Genomic DNA, 20,497 nt, shown 5'->3' with positions numbered 1-20,497 from the left:
TTATTTATGCGATTTGATTAACTTGTCATTTGTCATTTGTCCTTTGTCACTTGTCATTTGTACTACTAATGACCAATGACTAATGACCAATGACTAATGTCGTAGATTTTAAAGATCGAGCTGCTGCTGTGCTAAGTGGTAGTAAAGTCCCTGTCGTGCCATCAGTTCTGCGTGGGTGCCTTGCTCGACGAGAACGCCTCGATCTAGCACTAGAACGCGGTCGGCATGGCGTACTGTCGAAAGGCGGTGGGCAACGATAAAGGTCGTGCGATCGCGGCTCATGCGAGCGAGATTTTGCTGAAAGCGCCGCTCGGACTCGGTATCGAGGGAACTGGTAGCTTCATCCAAAATGAGAATGCGTGGGTTTCCCAACAGGGCGCGGGCAATGGCAATTCGCTGTCGCTGTCCGCCAGAAAGATTAACTCCGCGCTCCCCGACTTTGGTGTTGTATCCCAAGGGCATTGATTGGATAAAAGCATGTGCCTCGGCCAGTTTGGCGACCTCAATAGCTTGCTCTAGCGTGTATTCGGGTCGAAAGAAGGTAATGTTTTCCAAAATGGTGCCGGAGAATAAAAAACACTCTTGAGGTACTACGCCCAGTTGCGATCGCAACGACTGAGGAGAAACATGACGGATGTCGTGCTCATCGATCCAGATGCGACCGCTAGTAGGTCGATATAAGGCTTGTAATAGCTTAATCAAAGTCGTCTTTCCCGAACCGCTGCGTCCCACGATCGCGATCGTTTGTCCCGGTTGCGCTTCAAAAGAGAGATTCTGGAGCGTATTGCGATCTTCGTCGCTATCGTAGCGAAAGGTAACATCCTCGAACCGCACCTCGCCCCGCAGAGTTGGCAAAAGCAACATTTGCTCTCCGGGAGGGTCTTCTGACTTGGTATCAAAGACATCGTTGAGCCGCTCTACCGAGATCAGCACTTCTTGCAGTTCGTCCCAGAGGTCTGTCAGGGTCAGCACTGGGCTGATTACTCGACCGATCATCATGTTGAAGGCAACCAACTGACCGATGGTGAGTTGGTCTTGAATTACCAGCGTTGCACCGTACCACAACAAGGCAAGACTGCCGAGGGAATTAATCAGCCCGCTGACAACTCCCAAGTTAATCCCGACTTTTTGCCCGCTAAATTGTACGTTCAGTTGCTCGGTCAGCCGCCCTTCCCAACGCCAGCGCACTTCTGGCTCGGCAGCAGCAGCTTTGATCGTAGCTACCCCCGTCATCATTTCTACTAGAGTGGAATTTTGATTCTCTAGGGCATTGAAAAATTCTCGCGATATTTTCCGCAGGAGTGGGGTTGCTACTAGGGTCAAAATCGCGATCGGCGGGATCAGAGACAGAATGAGGAGAGTAAGCCGCCAATTGTAATAGAGCATCAGCCCTAAATAGATGAATCCCGTGACGAAATCTAACCAAGCCAGGAGGACTTGCTGGATTAGGAAACGCTGAATCTTTTGATTTTCTTGAACCCGCGACAGGATGTCCCCCACGCGGCGCGATTCAAAGAATTTGAGAGGCAGGGTCAGCGCGTGTTTGATAAAACCGCCGATCAAGCTGAGGTCTAATCGGATCGACAAATAGCTGAGCAGGTATTGCCGAACTGAGGACAAACCGATGCTCCAAAGCCCGCAAAGCAGCGCGATCGCAATAAAGAAATTTAAGGTTACTTGGCTTTTGTTGACTACTACTCGATCGAGAATGACTTGGGTAAACAGGGGGCTAACCAGACCGAGAACCTGGATCAGCACCGAAGCCAAGATAATTTGCACGCCCAAAGTGCGATAGGGCAAAAGCACGCTCAAAAATCGACTGAGGGTGCGTTTCTCGTCAGGGGTTGCATATAAGCGTTCCGTTGGCTCTAGCAGCAGCGCATAGCCCGTCCAGCCTGAAAGAAACTCCCCTCTAGACAGCCAGCGTTTGCCCCGCGCGGGATCGACGACTAGAACCCTGTCTCCCTTAATGCGATCGACCACGATATAATGATCGCCTTGCCAGTGGGCAATCCAGGGGAAATCTTGCTCCAGCAGGCGGCTCAAACTCGCTCGCACGGGTCGAGCTTGATATCCCAGGCTATCTGCTGCTTTGGCTAATCCTTTTAGAGAAGCGCCAGCACGCCCGATCCCGGCTAGATTGCGCAGGGAATTCAGGCTGAAGTGCTTGCCCCAGTACTGGCTAATCGCTGCTAAGCAAGCTGCACCACAGTCTGAGGAGCTTTGCTGCTCGACGAAGGGGCAACCTCTGTCAAACCAGCGGCGGTGCTTCGAGGGTTGAGGAAATTCAATGGCTTGAGAATCTATGCGATCGCGATCGGGTGAGGGTTCCGGGGGAGGGGAGAAAACCATTTCTCCCCCATCGGGTTGGCGTCCGTTAGGAGCGGCTATTTCTAATTCGGAGGAAGACTTTTCTTCCAACGCAGCAGCTAGCTGGGGATCGAGCGCGCGTACGGTTTCCCAATGGGCTTTAGGGAGCTGATAGACTAGCAGATCGGTCTGGGCAACCCAATCGGCTGGGATCGGCTCTGGATATCCCCAAGAATTTCCTATCTCCAGCGGTTGAGACCGAATCCGACCGCTGCGCAGCCAGTAGCGACCAATATCTGAAGGAGTCGCTCGCGCGAGCGACTCCCCGGCTGCAATGCGTTTTTCTACCAGGCAGGGCAAGAGTTGCTGGAGCCTTCGACTGGAGAGCGATCCCAAGGCAGTCAAGGTTTTAAAAAAGATTAAGGCTTGCCGATGTTGGGTTTCGGCAAGCCAGTAGCTTGAAAGTGAGGGTAGCTTTTTAAGCCAAGGTTGCAACTCGGCGATCGCGATTCTAGCAACTTGAGTCGAACTGGCTGCGATCGCTCGGTAAGGCAAGGACATCTCGCCAAACAAAGAGTCGCCCCCAAAGGATTTCCCCTCTGCTAACAACTGTGCGGACACTTGCCTTTCCTGCTGTGCGTCAAAGCCGAGCAATCGGACTTGTCCTTGACAGACTACGTAAAAATATTGAGAATTATCTTCCGTCTCAACGTCATCGCGCGATCGACTCGCGGAGGAAATTGTCAGCGAACTCCCTAGCTCGAACTCAACCATCTCAAACGCTTTGCATAAATCCGAGATGAGCGCTTTCTCTTCTGGAGGGAGCCTTAACTGTCTTGAAAGTACTTGCTGTAGTTGAGCTGTATCTTTCGAGCTAACAAGGAAAGGCTCTCTTGGCAAGCCTGAATTCTGTTTCATTTTTTTAGCTTTCTTGCAGCAATAGAACTCTAAAACTTTCTGGCATCAAAATCGCCAAAAGTTTCTGTCGGCAAAAGCAAAAGAAGTACATCACAACACAGGATGAATCGATACTAAAACCCCCTGACAGCCAAAAAGGGTTGTCGTTCGATGTACAATTTCTGCCTTGAGCCTGTATGAGGCTATGTTGAGAAAAGTTTCTTTCTAAGTCCCCTCAAATTTTTCTGCGCGTTTGTAAAGGGGAGCTAGAGTTCGAGCGAACAAGATTGTCGTTCGATGTAAAACTTTTGCCCAGTGTGGGTTTTGAGACGAAAAAAATAAACTGTGCCATAATCTTTGTATCTCCTTGTGATTGCATCTTGAGGTATCTAAACAAGGGGAAAGTCGTCTAGGTTTAGTGTTAACGGCACTAAACCTGGGCGCATCGCTTGCGTAGCTTTAGTACGTCTCTGAGCTTTTCTCTAAAAAGTATGTAACAGTTTTTTAAAATGATACCGCCTAATTATTAATTCTTGAGAGAGCGCACTTTAACAGTAGGTTAGGGAATTTAAGTCGGATAAGGCGGTCAGTCTCTTTGTTAAATTTTGCAACGAAAAGCAAACTAAAAAAATCTTGGTAATTGAGTAGACAAGCCATCTTGAGTAGATAGCCAATATTGAGTATAGAACTAATTGTTCACCATTTAGTATATAACCTAAAGCTCTTAAAATAAAGGGTTGCTCCTAAAAAATCATTAAAAATATAGAAAATCTAAATTATATAAATTGAAATAAGAAAACCCAGCTTGGTAGGATTAAATATTAATTCCCCCGACTTGCAGCGCCAAGATAATCTATCAAGTATAGATTTTTAGATTTTTTTCAACAGTTGGGGCGATCGCCAAATCGGTTATTAAGTCGAGAATGATTTCTGATTAAGCCAGAGACAAATTCAACACAAAGGGCGATCTTTGTTAATGCAGAATAGATTAACGATACTTGAATGTAAAAAAAATCTATCTAAAGAACGATCTTTGAATGAATCTGCGACTAGACTAAGCTAGCCCACCCGTAGTAGCTTTCAAACAGCTTATACAAGGCAATTTCTCATCTCCAATTTCTGCTGATAAAATCAAAACAACCTTTTCAATCAAGGAATTGTCAAGCTGAGACTCCTAATAGATGTCGGTAAGTCGGTTGAGTTTCTAGATAAACTCGTCTCTATAACTCCTGACTCCCGACTCAAAAAGATCTGTCGAACGGGGCGATAAGAATTTCTAGGCAATTTTCTCACCCGAACAGAGGAATTAAGTATTAAACTGGACAAGTGTATATTCTAGATGCAAGTTCGGTTTCATTAGTGGTTCATTAATCTGTGCGAACTTTTTCGCGCCAAATTCGAGGAAATTTTTAAAAATTTGTCTCGGAAGAGTTTTTGAGCATCGCTAGCCGAGCTTCATCTGAACCCTGCAATCGTTCAGATGGAGAGACGTTTGTGACTATTTTCGTTGGTAACATATCCCACCAAGCTGCTAAAGAAGACTTAGAAGAAATCTTTGCCGAGTACGGTATAGTTAAGAAAGTCGTACTTCCCCTAGACCGAGAAACCGGGCGAATGAGAGGGTTTGCTTTCGTCGATCTGTCATCAGAAGACCAAGAAGAGCAGGCCATTCGAGATCTTGACGGGACTGAGTTAATGGGGCGACAATTACGAGTTAACAAAGCCAGACCTAGAGAGGATAACCCAAATAGGGGCAGCTATCGCACTCGATACTAGGAAAATTTTGCCGATCGTTTTCCGGTAGTCAAGCTAACATAACAACATCTAAATCTAGAGATGCCTCTGGAGGATTTAGACTTGGTTGAAAAAACTCATACCAGAGGTTTTTGTCGTTTTAATGAGGTAATCGTGGCTAAACGCCGTAACTTAAAGAAAGAAAAAGCCGAGCGCAACAAAGCCTATGCTCGTCAGTTTAATAAATCGGGAACCGGGCGTTTTTCTCGCAGACGTTATGACCGTTCCAGTCGTAGCGGCAGCACTAATAACAGTTCTACCGAAAATCAGGAGGAATAATACCAACAACCAGTAGGATTAATCGTCAGCTCGTCTTGAGATTATGCAAACATGAGACAATAATCCAGGCTAGTTTTGCACATAAACAATGAATAGCAAACCCAAAATTATTGTCCTTGACGACGATCCTACTGGGTCTCAAACCGTCCACAGTTGCTTGCTGTTAATGCGTTGGGACGTAGAAACTCTTAGGTTGGGGCTAGCGGATGATTCTCCAATATTCTTCGTCCTAACCAATACGAGAGCTTTAACGCCAGACAAAGCGGCTAGCGTTACGCGAGAAGTCTGCCACAATCTAAAAATTGCGATCGCAACCGAAAAAATCGAAGAGTTTCTGGTTGTCAGTCGCTCTGACTCAACGTTGCGGGGACATTATCCCATCGAAACCGATGTCATTGCCGAAGAACTGGGCGGTTTTGACGCGCATTTTCTCATCCCCGCTTTTTTTGAGGGAGGACGAATCACCCGCGATAGCATTCATTACCTAATAGTCGATGGCGTAGAAACGCCCGTCCATAAAACAGAATTTGCCCGCGATTCGGTGTTTGGCTATCACCACAGCTACCTGCCCGACTACGTGGAAGAAAAAACCAAAGGTCGCATCAAAGCTAGCGAGGTAGAACGCTTTTTACTGGCAGATATTCGTCAGGGAACGCTAGAGCGCCTGATGAATTTAAAGGACAATCGCTGCGCTGTTGTAGATGGAGAAACTCAAGCCGATTTAGATCGATTTGCCACAGATATTCTGGCGGCAGCGGCGTCGGGAAAACGATTTCTGTTTCGCAGCGCCGCGAGTATCCTCACTTCTCTCGCGCAACTGGGCAAACAACCCATCGCCCCAGAAGACATGGCGAAGTACAAACCGACTGCCAAACCGGGCGCAGTGATAGTGGGGTCTCACGTTAAGAAAACGACTCAGCAATTAGAACAATTACTTAAAGAACCCACTACAGTCGGGATCGAAGTTGATGTAACGCAATTGCGAAACGATCCCTCTCAAAGAGAGACTCTATTGACGCAAACGCTACAACGAGTCAAAGAAGTTCATCGAGCAGGTAAAACGCCCGTCGTCTATACGAGTCGCCAAGAACTTGCCTTTGAAACCGTACAAGAGCGTTTGGACTTTGGCATTGTTGTTTCTTCGCTATTGATGGGCGTAGTGCAAGGATTGCCTTCAGATATTGGCTTTCTTATCAGCAAAGGAGGGATTACCTCGAATGACGTACTGAGTAAGGGACTGAACTTGACCGCAGCGCGGTTGCTCGGTCAAATTTTGCCAGGATGTTCGATGATCCGCACTCCCGCCGGACATCCCTTATTTCCCGATCTTCCGGTGGTTTTATTTCCCGGTAATGTTGGCGACGCGCAAGGATTGGTGACGGTTTATCGCCGTTTGAATCGCTGAAGCTCGCCATTGCTAAAAATTAAAATTTCATATATTGGTAACTGAGAACCCATATTGCGCTAGGATGTCGTTTAGTCAATTGACCCGCATCAAATGTCTTCCGATCGCGTACTCCCATTAACCGATTCTCAAGAAGAACCTTCACCTTTTCCTCTCGAACGCTACTCGCAAGTTCATCTCAAAAGTGAGGGCGAGAAACTGTTGTTGGTTTTACCAACGCTCCCTCAAAAAGAGGAGAGCAACGATTGGTCGCAAACTTGGCAGCAGATCAAGTACTGTCTCAAGAGTAACGATCGCGCCACTCAAGCAGGAACGGTCGTTTATCTCGTCGCCCAAGATCGTCTGCTCGACGGCAGACAGCTACAGGCGATCGCGGAAGCCCTCAAAGAAGAACAGCTTCTGCTAAAGTGCGTTCGTACCAGTCGCCGTCAAACCGCAGTAGCCGCTGCCACTGCGGGCTACTCGGTAGAACAAGAAACCCTAACCCAACCTTTTGGGGTTAATTCGGCTCAAATTGTCTTGCCATTAGCCGAACCGCTTTATTTAAAAACAACGGTGCGCTCTGGCGTTACTATTCGCCATCCTGGTACAGTAATCCTTGTAGGAGATGTCAATCCAGGAGGTGAAATCGCAGCCGACGGCGACATTATCGTTTGGGGTAGCTTGCGAGGCATCGCTCGCGCGGGAGTAAAGGGCGATCGCGAATGTCGAATTATGGCATTGAGAATGGAACCCACCCAACTCCGAATTGCCGATGTCGTTGCTAGAGCGCCAGCTGTGGCGCCAAAGGAATTCGAGCCAGAAGTCGCCTATATGACCCCGCAAGGCATTCGCATTACTGGCGCGATCGATTTTGCCAAAACCTATTCTTTTTCTCAAAAAGCCAAAGGATGGGTAGAGAAAGGGACGAAGTATGAAGGATAGAGATGAGGGACGGGGAGTGTGGGGAGTGGGAGAGGGGAAGGGGAGGAGACAGGGGAAAGGGGGAGATGGGGAGACAAGGGGGAGTTGGGAGAAAATTAACAACTAACTGCTAATTACTAACTACTAACCAATCCAAAATCCTTTCATCCTTTAATCCAATAACCCTGTACGGACAGGTTTTTTGACAGTAACTGTTGAGAAATCTCTAGCATTTTTAGATAAACTTGCCCCCTACTAACTAATCCCCAATCCTTTCATCAAATAACCGATCGCTGATAACTAACTTCCGACTTCCGAATTCTAATAACCTGGTTACTGTTTACCAATCGCTGATAACTGAATATGAGTCATATTATCGTCATCACCTCTGGAAAAGGAGGGGTTGGAAAAACTACCGTTACCGCAAACTTGGGATCGGCAATCGCCCAACTAGGAAAAAAAGTCGCCCTAGTCGATGCCGATTTCGGACTGAGAAACTTAGATTTGCTATTAGGGTTGGAACAACGAGTCGTCTACACGGCAGTAGATGTTCTGGCAGGGGAATGCTCGCTCGAAAAAGCCCTTGTCAAAGATAAGCGCCAACCCAATCTAGTGTTACTGCCAGCCGCGCAAAACCGCACGAAAGATGCAGTCACTCCCAACCAAATGAAGGATTTGGTAGAGCAATTAACCAAATCCTACGACTATATTTTGATCGACTCTCCAGCAGGGATCGAAATGGGATTCCGCAACGCGATCGCTCCAGCACAGGAAGCTATTATCGTTACTACGCCCGAAATGGCAGCAGTACGAGATGCCGATCGCGTAGTTGGCTTGCTCGAAACCGAAGATATCAAAAACATCCGTCTGATCGTCAATCGCGTCAAACCGGAATTGATCCAGGTTAACCAAATGATTAGCGTTGAGGATATTTTAGACCTGTTGGTCGTGCCTTTGCTAGGCATCGTTCCCGACGACGAGCGTATTATTATCTCAACCAACAAAGGCGAACCCTTAGTACTCGACGAAAAACCTTCTCTCCCTGCCCTAGCGTTTGGCAACATTGCCAGACGCTTAGAAGGGGAGGAAGTCCCTTTTCTCGACCTCATGGCAGCTCACGATACTCTCATTACCCGTATCCGCCGTTTGTTTGGCGCATAGAAATCGACGCGGGAGACTATTTTAAGATTAAGGATTTTTAATAGCTTGTATGATTCTCGAACTGCTGGAAAAACTATTTCGGCGACAAGTGAAAAGCGGCGAACAAGCTAAACGCCGCCTTCAGCTTGTCCTCGCTCACGATCGCTCTGGATTGAGCCAAGAGGCGCTAGAATGCATGCGCCAAGAAATTTTAGAAGTGGTCGGTCGCTATGTAGAAATCGATTCCGATGAAATGGAATTTGTCCTAGAAAGCGATCAAAGAATTACGGCTTTAATTGCGAACTTGCCCATCCGACGAGTGAAAAATAGACCCTTGCGATCGTCAATAGAAAAAAATTCTAGTACGATTGAAGAGAATCCGGTTTAACGGTCAGTTAATTGACAACAGAGTGCCTTGAAAACTTCTCGTCAGTCTCCCCTTCCCGCTTCCCTTTGGCTCAGTTTGGCTACTACTCCCTTTCTGTTCGGTATGTTAGCCTTTCGTTCTCTAACCCAAAGTTTAATTGAATTAGGTCAAGCCAGCGAAGAAGTCTTTCGCGGCGATCGCTTGCCGATTCTCAATTTTCCAGAGCCAGACGACCAAGCCATCGACAATTGAGCATTGGATCGAGATCGAGTTGTCATTACAAATATGACCTAGACAAATATGACCTAGCGCGAGTTTCTCGCTGGCGCGAGCGAGAAGCTTGGTATGAGCGCTAGTATTGAGATAACGTTGTATTTTTACCAAATGGGGAAAAGTCCTACGTCGAATTTTTGATGAAACAATTTTCTCTGCAAGCTCCTTTTGAACCGACTGGCGATCAACCCCAAGCGATCGCCCAACTGGTAGAATCTCTCCAACAAGAAAACCGCTTTCAAACGCTTTTAGGCGCTACGGGGACTGGAAAAACGTTTTCAATCGCCTCGGTTATTGAAAAGATTGGCAAGCCTACTCTCGTGCTAGCCCACAACAAAACGCTTGCTGCCCAACTTTGTAACGAACTGAGGCAATTTTTCCCTAATAATGCTGTCGAATATTTTATCAGTTATTACGATTACTATCAACCCGAAGCCTACATTCCCGTAACCGATACTTACATTGAAAAAAGTGCTTCGATTAACGATGAAATTGATATGTTGCGACACTCCGCAACCCGTTCTTTATTTGAGAGGAAAGACGTAATTGTCGTCGCATCAATTAGCTGCATCTATGGCTTAGGGATGCCGTCTGAATATCTTAAAGCTGCTATTCCCATAGAAGTTGGTAAAGAAATCGATCAGCGTCAATTATTACGAGATTTAGTTTCCGTTCAATATTCTCGCAACGATCTCGAACTTGTACGGGGACGCTTTCGACTAAAAGGGGATGTTTTAGAAATTGTTCCCGCTTACGAAGATAGAGTCATCCGAGTCGAATTCTTTGGCGATGAAATCGATGCAATTCGCTATCTCGATCCCGTTACGGGGGAAATCCTTCAAAGTCTGGATAAGGTGAATATCTATCCGGCACGTCACTTCGTCACTCCTGAAGAACAATTAGAAGAAGCTTGTCAAAACATAGAACGAGAATTAAAAGAACGATTAAAAGAATTAGAAAAAGCTGGAAAACTATTAGAAGCACAACGCCTCGAACAACGAACTCGCTACGATCTAGAAATGTTGCGAGAGGTGGGTTATTGCAATGGCGTTGAAAACTATTCCCGCCATTTAGCCGGAAGAAATCCTGGGGAACCACCAGAATGTTTAGTCGATTATTTTCCAAAAGATTGGCTATTAGTCATAGATGAGTCTCACGTTACCGTTCCTCAATTACGAGGGATGTATAATGGCGACCAATCTCGAAAAAAAGTCTTAATCGAACACGGATTTCGCCTTCCCAGTGCGGCAGATAATCGCCCTTTAAAAGCAGAAGAATTTTGGAGAAAAGTTCGTCAATGTATTTTTGTTTCTGCTACGCCGGGAGATTGGGAAATCGAACAGTCAAATGGACGAGTCATCGAACAAATTATCCGTCCGACAGGAGTTCTCGATCCGGAAATTTTTGTCCGTCCAACTGAAGGTCAGGTTGATGATTTATTAGGCGAGATTAAAGAAAGAGTCAAGCGGAAAGAAAGGGTATTGATTACTACTCTAACTAAACGGATGGCAGAGGATTTAACGGAATTTCTTCAAGAAAGAGGAATTCAGGTTCAATATCTGCACTCAGAAATTCAATCGATCGAGCGCATAGAAATTTTACAATCCTTACGCGAGGGAAAATTTGATGTTTTAATCGGCGTTAATTTATTGCGAGAAGGATTGGATTTACCAGAAGTTTCTTTAGTAGCGATTTTAGATGCAGATAAAGAAGGATTTTTACGGGCGGAGCGTTCTTTAATTCAAACTATTGGTAGGGCAGCGCGTCACGTGCGAGGACAAGCGATTTTGTATGCCGATAATTTAACAGATAGCATGCTCAAAGCAATCGAAGAGACAGAAAGACGGCGAAAGATTCAGATGGCATATAATCGGATGCACGGCATTACTCCTCAGCCAATTAAAACGCGATCGCATAATTCTATTCTTGACTTTTTAGATATTTCTCGCAGGTTGAATTCACAACAGTTAGAAGAAGTCTGGGAACATTCAGATGAGTTACCTTTAGAAAAAATTCCTGAGTTAATTCAACAGCTTGAAGAGAAGATGAAAGAGGCGGCTAAGAATTTAGAGTTTGAAGAAGCTGCCAAATATCGCGATAGAATTAAGCATCTGCGAGATAGGTTATTAGGTTAGGTTGTTAGATTCGGTTATCGGTTGACACTAAGGCGACTAAACCTCGATCGCTTAAATCTTGCCTCTCTAGTTGACTGACAAAACTCAAATCGCCCTCACCCCAACCCCTCTTCCAGAGCGGGAGAGGGGCTTTCCACTTAAGACTTTGGACTAAAGTCCCTTCGCCCCTTGGGGGAGAAGGGATTTAGGGATGAGGGGACAAAGATTTGTCAGTCAACCAGCTTGCCTCTTTCCACCAACATGCCTAGAAATAAATTTCTAGGCTGATAGCTTGAGTGGACTTTGACTCTTAGCCAGGAACTTTAGTTCCTGGCGAACTTCCCTTTCGCTGTTGCTCAGGGCTACGCTGCGCTTCGGCTCACATCGCTCTCCAATGACAGGTAATATCTATGACAATTTAATTGGCGATCGCGTTGTATTTTTAATAGCTAAACGAGCTTGTCGTTGGCTATCATGAAAAGCTAGGATAAACCGTTCGATCGAGCTTCAATATGCCAACCACTCGACAACAGACTCGGATACCAGGCAAACGATTGATTCTAACCGCATTTACCTTGCCCGTATTGCTTGGTTTAGTATGGGCGCCAAGCGTCAAAGCAAAAGATGTTGAGCTGCAAGTTGGCATCATCCAGCGACTCGGCGAAGAAAATAATACTGAGATCGCCCTTTCGAGTACAAAGGGAGATATCCTAACGCTCACTTTTACCGATCGCAACGGACAAACCCAAGTCCTAAAAACGAACCAAGTAAAACTGCAAGTAGTAAAACAGCCTTTGCAAGCTTCCACGTTCTCAGAACGAGTAGTGCTTGGCAATTATTCTACCTTCGAGACGGCTGAAAATAGCGCCAAAGAATGGCGAACTAAAGGAATTGAAGTCGAAATTGCTCAACCAGATCGCTGGGAGGTTTGGGCAAAACGAGAGATTTATAAAAATCCTCTACTGCGTCGCCTGCTATTGCAGAGTCTCAGAGCGCGGGGATTCAACCAATCCTATCTAGAAACAGAAATTCTCTCTGAAAAATTCCAACCGACTTTTACTGTCAACGGAAAGCGCTACGAGCCAAATTATTTAGAGATTAGCGCTGGCAACGACCTCATCCAAGTAATTGCAGGAAAAAATAACGACCGCATCTATGGCGGAAGGTTGAGGCTGCAACCGAATGCCTATGGAACTTTTACCCTAGTCAATCAAGTCCCGCTCGAAACCTATTTGCGAGGAGTCGTCCCCTACGAAATCGGACATCAAGCTCCCGACAATGCCATTAAAGCTCAGACAATTATCGCGAGAACCTACGCTTTGCGAAATCTACGAAGATTTCAGATAGATAATTATCAACTCTGCGCAAATGTACACTGTCAAGTGTATTATGGACTGTCGAATACCAATCCGCGAGCCGATCGCGCGATCGCCGAAACTAAAGGATTAGTTTTAACCTATCAAAATGAGTTGGTCGATGCGCTCTATTCCTCAACGACGGGTGGAATAACGGCAAGCTTTAGTGATGTCTGGAATGGAGAAGAACGTCCTTACCTAAAACCCGTCATCGATTCACCCAGACAAGTTTGGAATTTGTCCCAACAATCTTTGGCAGATGAAGCAGCATTTCGCCGTTTTATCGGCATGAAAGAGGGTTTTAATGAAACGGGACAAAAAGTATTTCGCTGGAATCGAAAAGGAACTCTTCAAGAACTCAATGAAGATTTAAAAGAATATCTCGAAAAACGCAGACACCCCCTTGCAGATTTTCAGACAATTCAGCGGATGGAAATTACCAAGCGATCGCCTTCGGGACGCATCCTCACTATGGCGATACAAACTGATAAAGGGGTGCTGGAACTGCACAAAAATGAGATTCGCAGTTGCTTTGGGACTCCTCGCAGCACTCTATTTTATCTCGAACCCATGTATGACGAAAAGAATCAATTAAGAGGCTATACCTTTATTGGCGGCGGCTTCGGGCATGGAGTAGGGTTAAGTCAATTTGGCTCCTATAATTTAGCCAATATAGGTTGGTCTGCCGAGCAGATTTTGGCATTTTATTATCCGGGAACCAAGCTGCAACCGCTTGATGATTCGATCGTTTTTTGGCGCGATCGCACTTTAGATAACGTACAAGCTCAAGCCAATCAATTTTAGATTGGTGATTTTCTCAATTAGCATTTGCGAGAGGATCGGGCAAAAAGAGAAAACCATGAATATATTCCTCCGTCCACTCGCTTCCATACAAGCGCGTAAACATTCCCCGCGCCGGATCTTTGGCAGCTCGATAGGCAATATAGCGCCGTTGAGCCTCTAAAATCTCTTCTCGTTGCTGGCTGTCTGTCACGGGTTCTGCTTTTTCGACAAAATCTAGATACGCTTGCAGATAATCTTTAAAGGCTTCCAATACTCGCGTTTGAACGACTTCCGTCTCTTGAGGACGAGTCCACAAGAATGCAGGAGAAAAGAAAGGTTTTGCCTCTTCTGGAAAATCTCCTCCCCAGGGTAAGTGTTGTTGATAAGCTTTAAAGATGGGCAAGATGGGTTCGCTGTATTTCTGCTGATAAGCAGTATCGTGAAAGAGAGGCTGCATATCCAAAGCAATTAAGTGCCCTCCTGGTAGAGTGACTAAGTCTGCGCCAAAAAACGGTAAATCGTAGGCTGGATGGGGAAAAATGACGAAATTAAGGACTTGTAGAGAAGCGCCTCCTCGAACGTGAGCGGCTCGAATTTGCCGAAGTTTGGGAGATTTGAAGGCATAGCTAGTCGTAACGACTGCTTCTTGTTTTTTCCCCTTGCCCATCGTGCCTTCTTTGTACTCAAATCCCTCTGGAATGGGATAGGGGGATAAATCTAGCCGTTCTTTTAGTAGGGCGATCGCGTAATCTAAAAAAGGCTGATATAGAGTCATGGGAGGAAAGGATTTTGGATTGTTCCCATCTCTAAATTTAGCAAACTATTCGGCTATCTTTTGGTTGAAGTGACAGCTAAAGGGACGGCATCTTCAAACAAAAATTCATAGAGGAATCGCTCTGCCCATTCGTGCCCGAAATAACTACTAAATAAACCGGAGGCAGGATCGCGATCGGCACTGTATTGGTCGTAATCTTTTTGAGCCTTAACAATGCGCTGAATATCTTCTGGATCGGTTAAAGGCGTTGCTCGCTCTAACAATTGCCAATATAGCTCGACATATTCTCGGTAGGCTGGAAATAATCGATTTACTACGGTTTTGCTATCAGTTTTTGCAAACAGCAAGTATTTAGAAAAATACTGGTTTGCATCATAAAATTTCATTTCTAAGTTTTGTGCCAAATCGTTATATTTATCCCGAATCGATCGCATTGGTTCGATATATTTCTCTAGATATTCGCGATCGCGAAACAGGGGTTGAAAATCTAAAACTACTAAAATTTTTTTCTGACCAAACGATAAAAAATCGATTCCTAATAACGGCAGATCGTAACAATGACTGGGATAAATAACGCTATTAAAAACTTGCGCCGTTTCTCCCGCTTCGATGTAGGTATAGCGGATTTTTCGCAGTTCGGGACATTGATAGCACCAACTTTGAATGGTGGCTGGGTTCTTGCCGCGATCGCTAACCTGGTAATCCAATCCTGACGGAATGGAGCGACTGCGTAAATCAAAGCGACTAAAAAGCTGCTTTTCTAAATATTCGCGAAACGGCTGAAACATAGACGATAGCACGTATATTAAAGCTTCCTCCGAGAATAGAGGAAGCCAACGAGCGCCGTCTCATTTGTTGCCAACAAAGCAACAAATTTTAATGTTGAGAATCGCGATATTAGTAACTAGAAACTTACCTTTTAACGGAAATTCTCAGGTTTTAAACGTTGAGGACGAGAGTTAGGAGAACCAAACGGACTGCCTTGCAACCTCGTTCCCGTTCCGCCATCAGCTCGATCGAGGAAAGGACGCAAATTAATTGCCTCAGATGACTTAGTACGCATCGCTAGTTTGGATAGGTCTTGACCCAAGACTTGACCGAGTTGACCGAGAATTGGGTTAGAGCGACCGTTATCAACCAAGGTGTTAACTCCCTGAGTTTGTTGACCGCTATCGGCAACGGTCAGATTTTCAAAAACGCGATCGCGAGTGACCATCGGATCTTGACCGGGCGGTACGGTAAAGACAATGCGGCAACTCGAATTTTTCTGAGTAGTCACGCAGACGGTATTGTAATTATTTTCTACGGCGGTTCTCATCTCCAACAGCCCGTCTGGTCGATAGAACTCTAGGCGACGACTGATTTCACTACAGCGGCGTTCTGCCGACCAACCGCCGCCCATTTGACGGGGAATTGCCCAGGCATAAGCTTCGCCCGGACGGCTTTCTGGATGATACATTACCGTGTATTCGCCATTGACCGTCTGACAGGTAAAGCGAGGTTCGGTGCTGGCAGAGGTCGAGGATTCTTCTTCAGGTTCGGGAGCGGTAGAAGTAGGAGTGGATTCGTCTTCTGATTCAGTATCGGTAGAAGTTGTCGAGGATGAATCATCCGGTTGAGATTTCTCATCATCGATAATAACATCTGGGATGTCTCGCCGCGATCGCTCGTTTTCCTCTGTCTTTTCTTGTTGCGATCGTCCGATTTCTTCTAGACTGACTTGAATAGCAGAGTTGGGCGATTTGGGATTGGAATTTGTCCAAAGAGATTGAGCTGAAGTCCTTTGGTTAGTCGATAGCAGCAAAATGCCCATACCCAAAGGTAAAGCGATCGCTTTGAGTATAGAAACTGGAACTTTGGTGTGAGAGTACGAACTTTTTAATAACATAGCTACAGATTGTTGCAATTAGAGTTATAGCAATCCTTAACGATCTAAGATCTAAGATTGCTATATTTAGTTTTAACCTTAAAATTGCAAATTAACATAATTGACTACTCCGCCCCATGAATGAGGGCGAATTCTAATAAGGTTGTTTCGTGACGGCTTGAAAGACCGTCACTCCACGTTTTGAGCTTATTAGCTGACCACAGTTTTATCCTGTGGGGCGAAGTCAAAATCGCCCTAGACACTCCACTTAGGTCTATGCCCAGTGTCATGCTTACTTTCCGGATGGCATTAGCAGCCCCGTTTGCATCAGCGTTGATATACCAGTTATTAGCAGTTCTATACAAACCAAGCTTGGTTCTTTTTCCTGAAGGCTTCCAATCATCGGGTTTCTCACCATAAGTAGGCAGATAGTCGCCATCTAAGAAACTAGCTTGGCTGGTATAACTTTCTTCAGTTTCAATAAACTGAATGCCATATTCTCGACAGAGTTGTTCAATTCTGTCTTTTAATCTTGCTGTTGGGATTAATACAAATTCAGAATTATTTTTCTTGCCTAGTTTTATCTCTCTCTTGTTGCCTTTATTCCAACCAAAAATAACTGCCCCGATTTGATTTTCTAAGCAGTGGTTAATAACGAGACGAGCTGCCTTATTGATGCCATCGCGAACTTGTCTGTTTCTTGTCTCGGTTATAGCTGCTAGCTTATTGCTCCAAAACCCCTGTGGCTTTCCATCTTTAATAGTCGAGACCTGCTTGTTATACCAGCGATTCATCGACTTAATATATTTGCCATCGATGATAAAACTAGTGCCTACATTAGAGACGCAAGTTAGCCAGTTATTCAATCCTGGGTCGATCCCCAGTACATTTTGTTTATCTACTTCTGGAGTTGGTACTTCTTTTTTGTAGACCAACTCGGCATAAAAACACTTATTTCTAGGTAGAATTCTGAGTTCTTTAAGCTCCGCGAAGTTAATGTTGCTAGGCATAGTTAGTTGAAAACTGTCTAGTCCAAACCAACATTTAATTTGCTTGCCTAGCGGTACTCTAATCTTCCCGTCTTTTAATTCAATGCTTGTCCGGGATAGGAAACTAACGCCAAGCCTCCTTTCTTTCTGTACTTGGGAAGTCTTGGTTGGTCTTCTATCTGTCCTTGTTTATAGGCTTTAACTAACTTCTTATACGAAACAAAAGATTCATACACCGACCCCAGTATCTGTTGCGCTGCTTGAGAATGGAAAACCTTGTAGTGAAGATTATTCTTGTAGAGTTTTTCTAGGTCGTACTTGCCGATGTAGCGTTTGGCTTTGAGGTAGAGTTGTCGTGCATAGTAGATGCCCATATTGGTTAAATTATGCGCTTGTTGGCAAATAAATACCAAAATAGCCGATAGTTCTTTATTAGGTTTTAATAACACTTGCTGGCATCCGTACAATTAACTCACCTCCTTGTTGCTCTCATTATACTATAGACTGGCTACTTAAAAGTAGCTTGGCTGGACGCTTGCTCGGTTTCATCCCTCCCATAAATGAGGAGGGCTTTCACCATCGCTGTTCGGTAAAGTTAAGGAATCAGATATAAACTTAAGTTTCATACTTCTGCAAACTCAGACTGATATCGCACTACTCCCGCGCGATCGGTGAATGTCCCTTGATTCAGTTCTCTAACCATAAAAGCTTCTTGCGGGAAATCTCCCTCCAACTCAATTCCATAAATTGACGCAGGAGCAAAACCGAAGCGAGAGTAAAAAGCAGGATCGCCAAGCACGAAGATTGCATCATAACCAGCCTGCCGACATTCTTCTATCCCAATTGTCACCAGTTGCAAGCCAATTTCCCGATTCCGATATTCGGGTAAAACTGCTAGGGGACCGAGTCCGACAGCATTGAGGCTCGAACTTTCTGCTCCAACAGCAACGGGGCTAAAAGCAATCTGCCCAACAACTCGGTCATTCTCGCTAGCCACTAAGGACATCGTCAGGACACCTCGACTGCGAAGTGCATCGACCAACTTAGCTTCGGCTTGGCGATCGAACGCTGTCTCTAGAACAGAGCGAATTGCAGCGATATGATTAGGAATTTCGCGACTAACAACGATCATTTGTCTATCTTTACAATTTTTGACAATAATGGTTAAGGGAGCATTGTATAAATAGACTTGTTAGAGTGTATTAACATTCACTCAGGTCACAGTCTGGCTGTCAGGTCGTACAAAATGTAGAAAGCTAAAATCTTCTAAAAGATGCTTAGATTTCCTGCGTTTTGAGTAATTTGGCAGACTTGATGACTGTCGCTCTCAGAAAATAGACTTTAAAATAACAAGCTGTGCGTTTTGAGGAATTCTTCCGATGAAGATCTCTTTCGGTCGAGCTTGTTAAGTTTTGTAACAAAAATAAGAAACTGATTCCCAAAACCTTTGTTCTCATTAAGGAGATTTCTGAATGGCTTTTGGACCCGCATCTCAATTAGGTGTTGCTTTATTTGAAGACACGCCTCCGGTAGAAATGGTACCGGGTTGCTCGGAAGAAGAAGCAGAAGCCGTCATCCGAGCCGTTTATCGGCAAATTTTAGGCAATGCCTATGTGATGGAAAGCGAGCGTGCGCTCGTGCCCGAATCGAAATTCAAGCGAGGCGAACTGAGCGTGCGCGAGTTTGTACGGGCGGTTGCCAAATCCGATCTTTACCGCTCTCGCTTCTTCGAGACCTGTCCTCGCTATCGCTATACCGAGTTAAATTTCAAACATTTTCTCGGTCGCGCTCCCGACGGGTTAGAAGAGATGAGAGCGCACAGCACCATCTTGGATAACGAGGGATTTGAGGCAGACATAGATTCTTACATCGATAGCGATGAGTATCAAAACGCCTACGGAGAAAATATCGTTCCCTACTACCGAGGCTACAAAACCCAGCCAGGACAAAATATGGTTGGGTTTACTCATATGTTTGCGCTTTTGCGGGGAGCCTCTAGCAGCGACCTAAAAGGAAGTATTGCTGGAAAAACTCCCGTATTGAATAAATACGTCATTCAGGAAACGCCCCTTCCCGTCATTCCGCCTTCTGGTGGTTCTGCGGGCAATGGTTGGTCGTTCCAAGAAAGTCCCTTGGCTTCCCGTACTCGTCTGGGTGCAGGTGCTGGTGAAGACGGCAAGGTTTACCGCGTTGAAGTAACGGGTTACAGTTCCCCGGGTCGGGTCAACAAAGTCTCTAAATTCCGTCGAAGCAACAAAGTCTATTTTGTCCCTTACAATCAACTCTCCCAAGAGTATCAGCGCATCCACCAACAAGGCGGTGTAATTGCTAGCATTACGCCCGTTGGCTAATTCAGTCACTAAAAACTGTAGGGGCAGAGCATGCTTTGCCCCTAGGATAACTGATTCAAAAAGCATTGAAAATTTGAAAATAGGAGAACTGTAATGTCTGTAGTTTTAGATACTCCAATAGAACTGCGTCCTAATAGCAGCCTTGACGATATAGACATTGCGATTCGGGCAGTGTACAAGCAAGTGCTAGGCAATCCCCACATGATGGAGAACGAGCGCCTAGTAACGGCAGAATCGCAGTTGAAAAATGGTAGTATAACGGTGCGCGATTTTGTCCGTGCCGTTGCCAAATCTGACTTATATCGCGATCGCTATTTTGAATCCTGCTCTCCCTATCGCTTTGTAGAGCTAAATTTTAAACATTTACTCGGTCGTGCCCCCTTAGATCGCAGCGAGATTTCGGAGCATATTCGCATCTGTATTGAAGCAGGATACGACGCAGAAATCGACTCCTATATCGACAGCCAAGAGTATCAAGAGAAATTCGGCGATAATACCGTTCCTTACTATCAAGGCGCAAAAAGTCAAGTAGGACAAAAGCAAGTCGGCTATAATCGCACGCTTTCTCTATATCAGGGTTATGCAGGCGTGGATAGTGCTTTTAAGGATTCTCGCTTGGTCGAAGCTATCGCTACCAATAGCGGCAATAAGATTACTTTACCGAGTACTGGCGGTCGTCGCGGTGCCTATAAGGATGCAACTGAAAAGATGTTTAAGATCGTGGTGAAGGGGTCTAAATTTGATAGTCCTCGTCGCAGCAGCAATACCGAGTATGTTGTTTCAGGCGCTAAGATGACCCCGCAAATTCAGCGAATTCATCGAGCTGGCGGAACGATTGTCAGCATTACAGAGATCCAATAAGTTCTGGCATTTTGTCTGGATAGAGATGCAAGTT

At 45.4% G+C, this 20,497-nt stretch carries 17 protein-coding genes and 1 pseudogene; 11 read left to right on the top strand and 7 right to left on the bottom strand.

Features of this window, described 5'->3' with window-relative positions; translation table 11 throughout:
• Positions 1–108 precede the first annotated feature (108 nt).
• Entirely contained in the window at positions 109–3,228 is a 3,120-nt protein-coding gene (locus tag PLE7327_RS00610) for an ABC transporter transmembrane domain-containing protein (RefSeq protein WP_015141917.1), read from the bottom strand.
• A gap of 1,473 nt (positions 3,229–4,701) precedes the next feature.
• On the opposite strand from PLE7327_RS00610, the gene PLE7327_RS00605 reads away from it, so the two are divergent.
• From PLE7327_RS00605 to PLE7327_RS00565, 9 genes are all read left to right on the top strand, one after another.
• Positions 4,702–4,983, top strand: a complete 282-nt coding sequence (locus PLE7327_RS00605) for an RNA-binding protein (protein WP_015141916.1) — start codon at positions 4,702–4,704, stop codon at positions 4,981–4,983.
• A gap of 60 nt (positions 4,984–5,043) precedes the next feature.
• Entirely contained in the window at positions 5,044–5,280 is a 237-nt protein-coding gene (locus tag PLE7327_RS00600) for a hypothetical protein (protein WP_015141915.1), read from the top strand.
• 88 nt (positions 5,281–5,368) lie between these two features.
• Entirely contained in the window at positions 5,369–6,685 is a 1,317-nt protein-coding gene (locus PLE7327_RS00595) for a four-carbon acid sugar kinase family protein (RefSeq protein WP_015141914.1), read from the top strand.
• Positions 6,686–6,778: 93 nt separating this feature from the next.
• Positions 6,779–7,609 (top strand): septum site-determining protein MinC, encoded by an 831-nt coding sequence (gene minC / locus PLE7327_RS00590; RefSeq protein ID WP_015141913.1) that lies wholly within the window; start codon positions 6,779–6,781, stop codon positions 7,607–7,609.
• 342 nt (positions 7,610–7,951) lie between these two features.
• The gene (minD, locus tag PLE7327_RS00585) at positions 7,952–8,749 is read left to right on the top strand and encodes a septum site-determining protein MinD (RefSeq protein WP_015141912.1); all 798 of its coding nucleotides are present in this window, start codon (positions 7,952–7,954) and stop codon (positions 8,747–8,749) included.
• A gap of 49 nt (positions 8,750–8,798) precedes the next feature.
• Complete coding sequence (gene minE / locus PLE7327_RS00580) at positions 8,799–9,116, top strand: cell division topological specificity factor MinE (protein ID WP_015141911.1); 318 nt, start codon at positions 8,799–8,801, stop codon at positions 9,114–9,116.
• 27 nt (positions 9,117–9,143) lie between these two features.
• Positions 9,144–9,347, top strand: a complete 204-nt coding sequence (locus PLE7327_RS00575; RefSeq protein WP_015141910.1) for a hypothetical protein — start codon at positions 9,144–9,146, stop codon at positions 9,345–9,347.
• A gap of 161 nt (positions 9,348–9,508) precedes the next feature.
• On the top strand, positions 9,509–11,503 hold the full coding sequence (gene uvrB / locus PLE7327_RS00570; protein ID WP_015141909.1) for an excinuclease ABC subunit UvrB: 1,995 nt from the start codon (positions 9,509–9,511) through the stop codon (positions 11,501–11,503).
• Between the two features lie 491 nt (positions 11,504–11,994).
• Positions 11,995–13,641: a SpoIID/LytB domain-containing protein gene (locus PLE7327_RS00565; protein WP_015141908.1), complete on the top strand. Its 1,647-nt coding sequence runs from the start codon at positions 11,995–11,997 to the stop codon at positions 13,639–13,641.
• Positions 13,642–13,654: 13 nt separating this feature from the next.
• On the opposite strand, the gene PLE7327_RS00560 is transcribed toward PLE7327_RS00565, so the two are convergent.
• The 6 genes and pseudogenes from PLE7327_RS00560 to PLE7327_RS00540 form a co-directional block, all read right to left on the bottom strand.
• On the bottom strand, positions 13,655–14,395 hold the full coding sequence (locus PLE7327_RS00560; protein ID WP_015141907.1) for a phycoerythrobilin:ferredoxin oxidoreductase: 741 nt from the start codon (positions 14,393–14,395) through the stop codon (positions 13,655–13,657).
• A 53-nt stretch (positions 14,396–14,448) separates the two neighbouring features.
• Positions 14,449–15,183 carry a 15,16-dihydrobiliverdin:ferredoxin oxidoreductase gene (locus PLE7327_RS00555; RefSeq protein ID WP_015141906.1) on the bottom strand — a complete coding sequence of 245 codons (735 nt, stop codon included), beginning with the start codon at positions 15,181–15,183 and terminating at the stop codon, positions 14,449–14,451.
• A 131-nt stretch (positions 15,184–15,314) separates the two neighbouring features.
• Complete coding sequence (locus PLE7327_RS00550; protein WP_015141905.1) at positions 15,315–16,283, bottom strand: COP23 domain-containing protein; 969 nt, start codon at positions 16,281–16,283, stop codon at positions 15,315–15,317.
• A 104-nt stretch (positions 16,284–16,387) separates the two neighbouring features.
• Positions 16,388–17,374 (bottom strand): annotated as a pseudogene (locus PLE7327_RS00545) (RNA-guided endonuclease InsQ/TnpB family protein); the annotation flags it as partial.
• On the bottom strand, positions 17,347–17,700 hold the full coding sequence (locus PLE7327_RS25575; RefSeq protein ID WP_254658056.1) for a hypothetical protein: 354 nt from the start codon (positions 17,698–17,700) through the stop codon (positions 17,347–17,349). The pseudogene PLE7327_RS00545 and the gene PLE7327_RS25575, both read right to left, overlap by 28 nt.
• A 173-nt stretch (positions 17,701–17,873) precedes the next feature.
• Positions 17,874–18,383 (bottom strand): GNAT family N-acetyltransferase, encoded by a 510-nt coding sequence (locus PLE7327_RS00540; RefSeq protein ID WP_015141904.1) that lies wholly within the window; start codon positions 18,381–18,383, stop codon positions 17,874–17,876.
• A gap of 340 nt (positions 18,384–18,723) precedes the next feature.
• Between PLE7327_RS00540 and PLE7327_RS00530 the strand changes: the two genes are divergently transcribed.
• Both PLE7327_RS00530 and PLE7327_RS00525 read left to right on the top strand, forming a co-directional pair.
• Complete coding sequence (locus tag PLE7327_RS00530; RefSeq protein WP_015141903.1) at positions 18,724–19,602, top strand: phycobilisome linker polypeptide; 879 nt, start codon at positions 18,724–18,726, stop codon at positions 19,600–19,602.
• A gap of 93 nt (positions 19,603–19,695) precedes the next feature.
• Entirely contained in the window at positions 19,696–20,463 is a 768-nt protein-coding gene (locus PLE7327_RS00525) for a phycobilisome rod-core linker polypeptide (protein ID WP_015141902.1), read from the top strand.
• Positions 20,464–20,497 lie beyond the last annotated feature (34 nt).

The sequence above is a fragment of the Pleurocapsa sp. PCC 7327 genome, from assembly GCF_000317025.1.
In the GTDB taxonomy this organism is placed as follows: Bacteria; Cyanobacteriota; Cyanobacteriia; order Cyanobacteriales; family Microcystaceae; genus Hydrococcus.
Note: the sequence above shows the minus strand (reverse complement) of the source record. Positions and strands in the feature narration are given on the sequence as shown.

Bases quoted from the DNA above. Each gene is read 5' to 3' on its own strand.
- PLE7327_RS00610 (WP_015141917.1), bottom strand. From the start codon at position 3,228: ATGAAACAGAATTCAGGCTTGCCAAGAGAGCCTTTCCTTGTTAGCTCG.
- PLE7327_RS00600 (WP_015141915.1), top strand. From the start codon at position 5,044: ATGCCTCTGGAGGATTTAGACTTGGTTGAAAAAACTCATACCAGAGGT.
- PLE7327_RS00595 (WP_015141914.1), top strand. From the start codon at position 5,369: ATGAATAGCAAACCCAAAATTATTGTCCTTGACGACGATCCTACTGGG.
- minC (WP_015141913.1), top strand. From the start codon at position 6,779: ATGTCTTCCGATCGCGTACTCCCATTAACCGATTCTCAAGAAGAACCT.
- minD (WP_015141912.1), top strand. From the start codon at position 7,952: ATGAGTCATATTATCGTCATCACCTCTGGAAAAGGAGGGGTTGGAAAA.
- minE (WP_015141911.1), top strand. From the start codon at position 8,799: ATGATTCTCGAACTGCTGGAAAAACTATTTCGGCGACAAGTGAAAAGC.
- uvrB (WP_015141909.1), top strand. From the start codon at position 9,509: ATGAAACAATTTTCTCTGCAAGCTCCTTTTGAACCGACTGGCGATCAA.
- PLE7327_RS00565 (WP_015141908.1), top strand. From the start codon at position 11,995: ATGCCAACCACTCGACAACAGACTCGGATACCAGGCAAACGATTGATT.
- PLE7327_RS00560 (WP_015141907.1), bottom strand. From the start codon at position 14,395: ATGACTCTATATCAGCCTTTTTTAGATTACGCGATCGCCCTACTAAAA.
- PLE7327_RS00555 (WP_015141906.1), bottom strand. From the start codon at position 15,183: ATGTTTCAGCCGTTTCGCGAATATTTAGAAAAGCAGCTTTTTAGTCGC.
- PLE7327_RS00550 (WP_015141905.1), bottom strand. From the start codon at position 16,283: ATGTTATTAAAAAGTTCGTACTCTCACACCAAAGTTCCAGTTTCTATA.
- PLE7327_RS00540 (WP_015141904.1), bottom strand. From the start codon at position 18,383: ATGATCGTTGTTAGTCGCGAAATTCCTAATCATATCGCTGCAATTCGC.
- PLE7327_RS00530 (WP_015141903.1), top strand. From the start codon at position 18,724: ATGGCTTTTGGACCCGCATCTCAATTAGGTGTTGCTTTATTTGAAGAC.
- PLE7327_RS00525 (WP_015141902.1), top strand. From the start codon at position 19,696: ATGTCTGTAGTTTTAGATACTCCAATAGAACTGCGTCCTAATAGCAGC.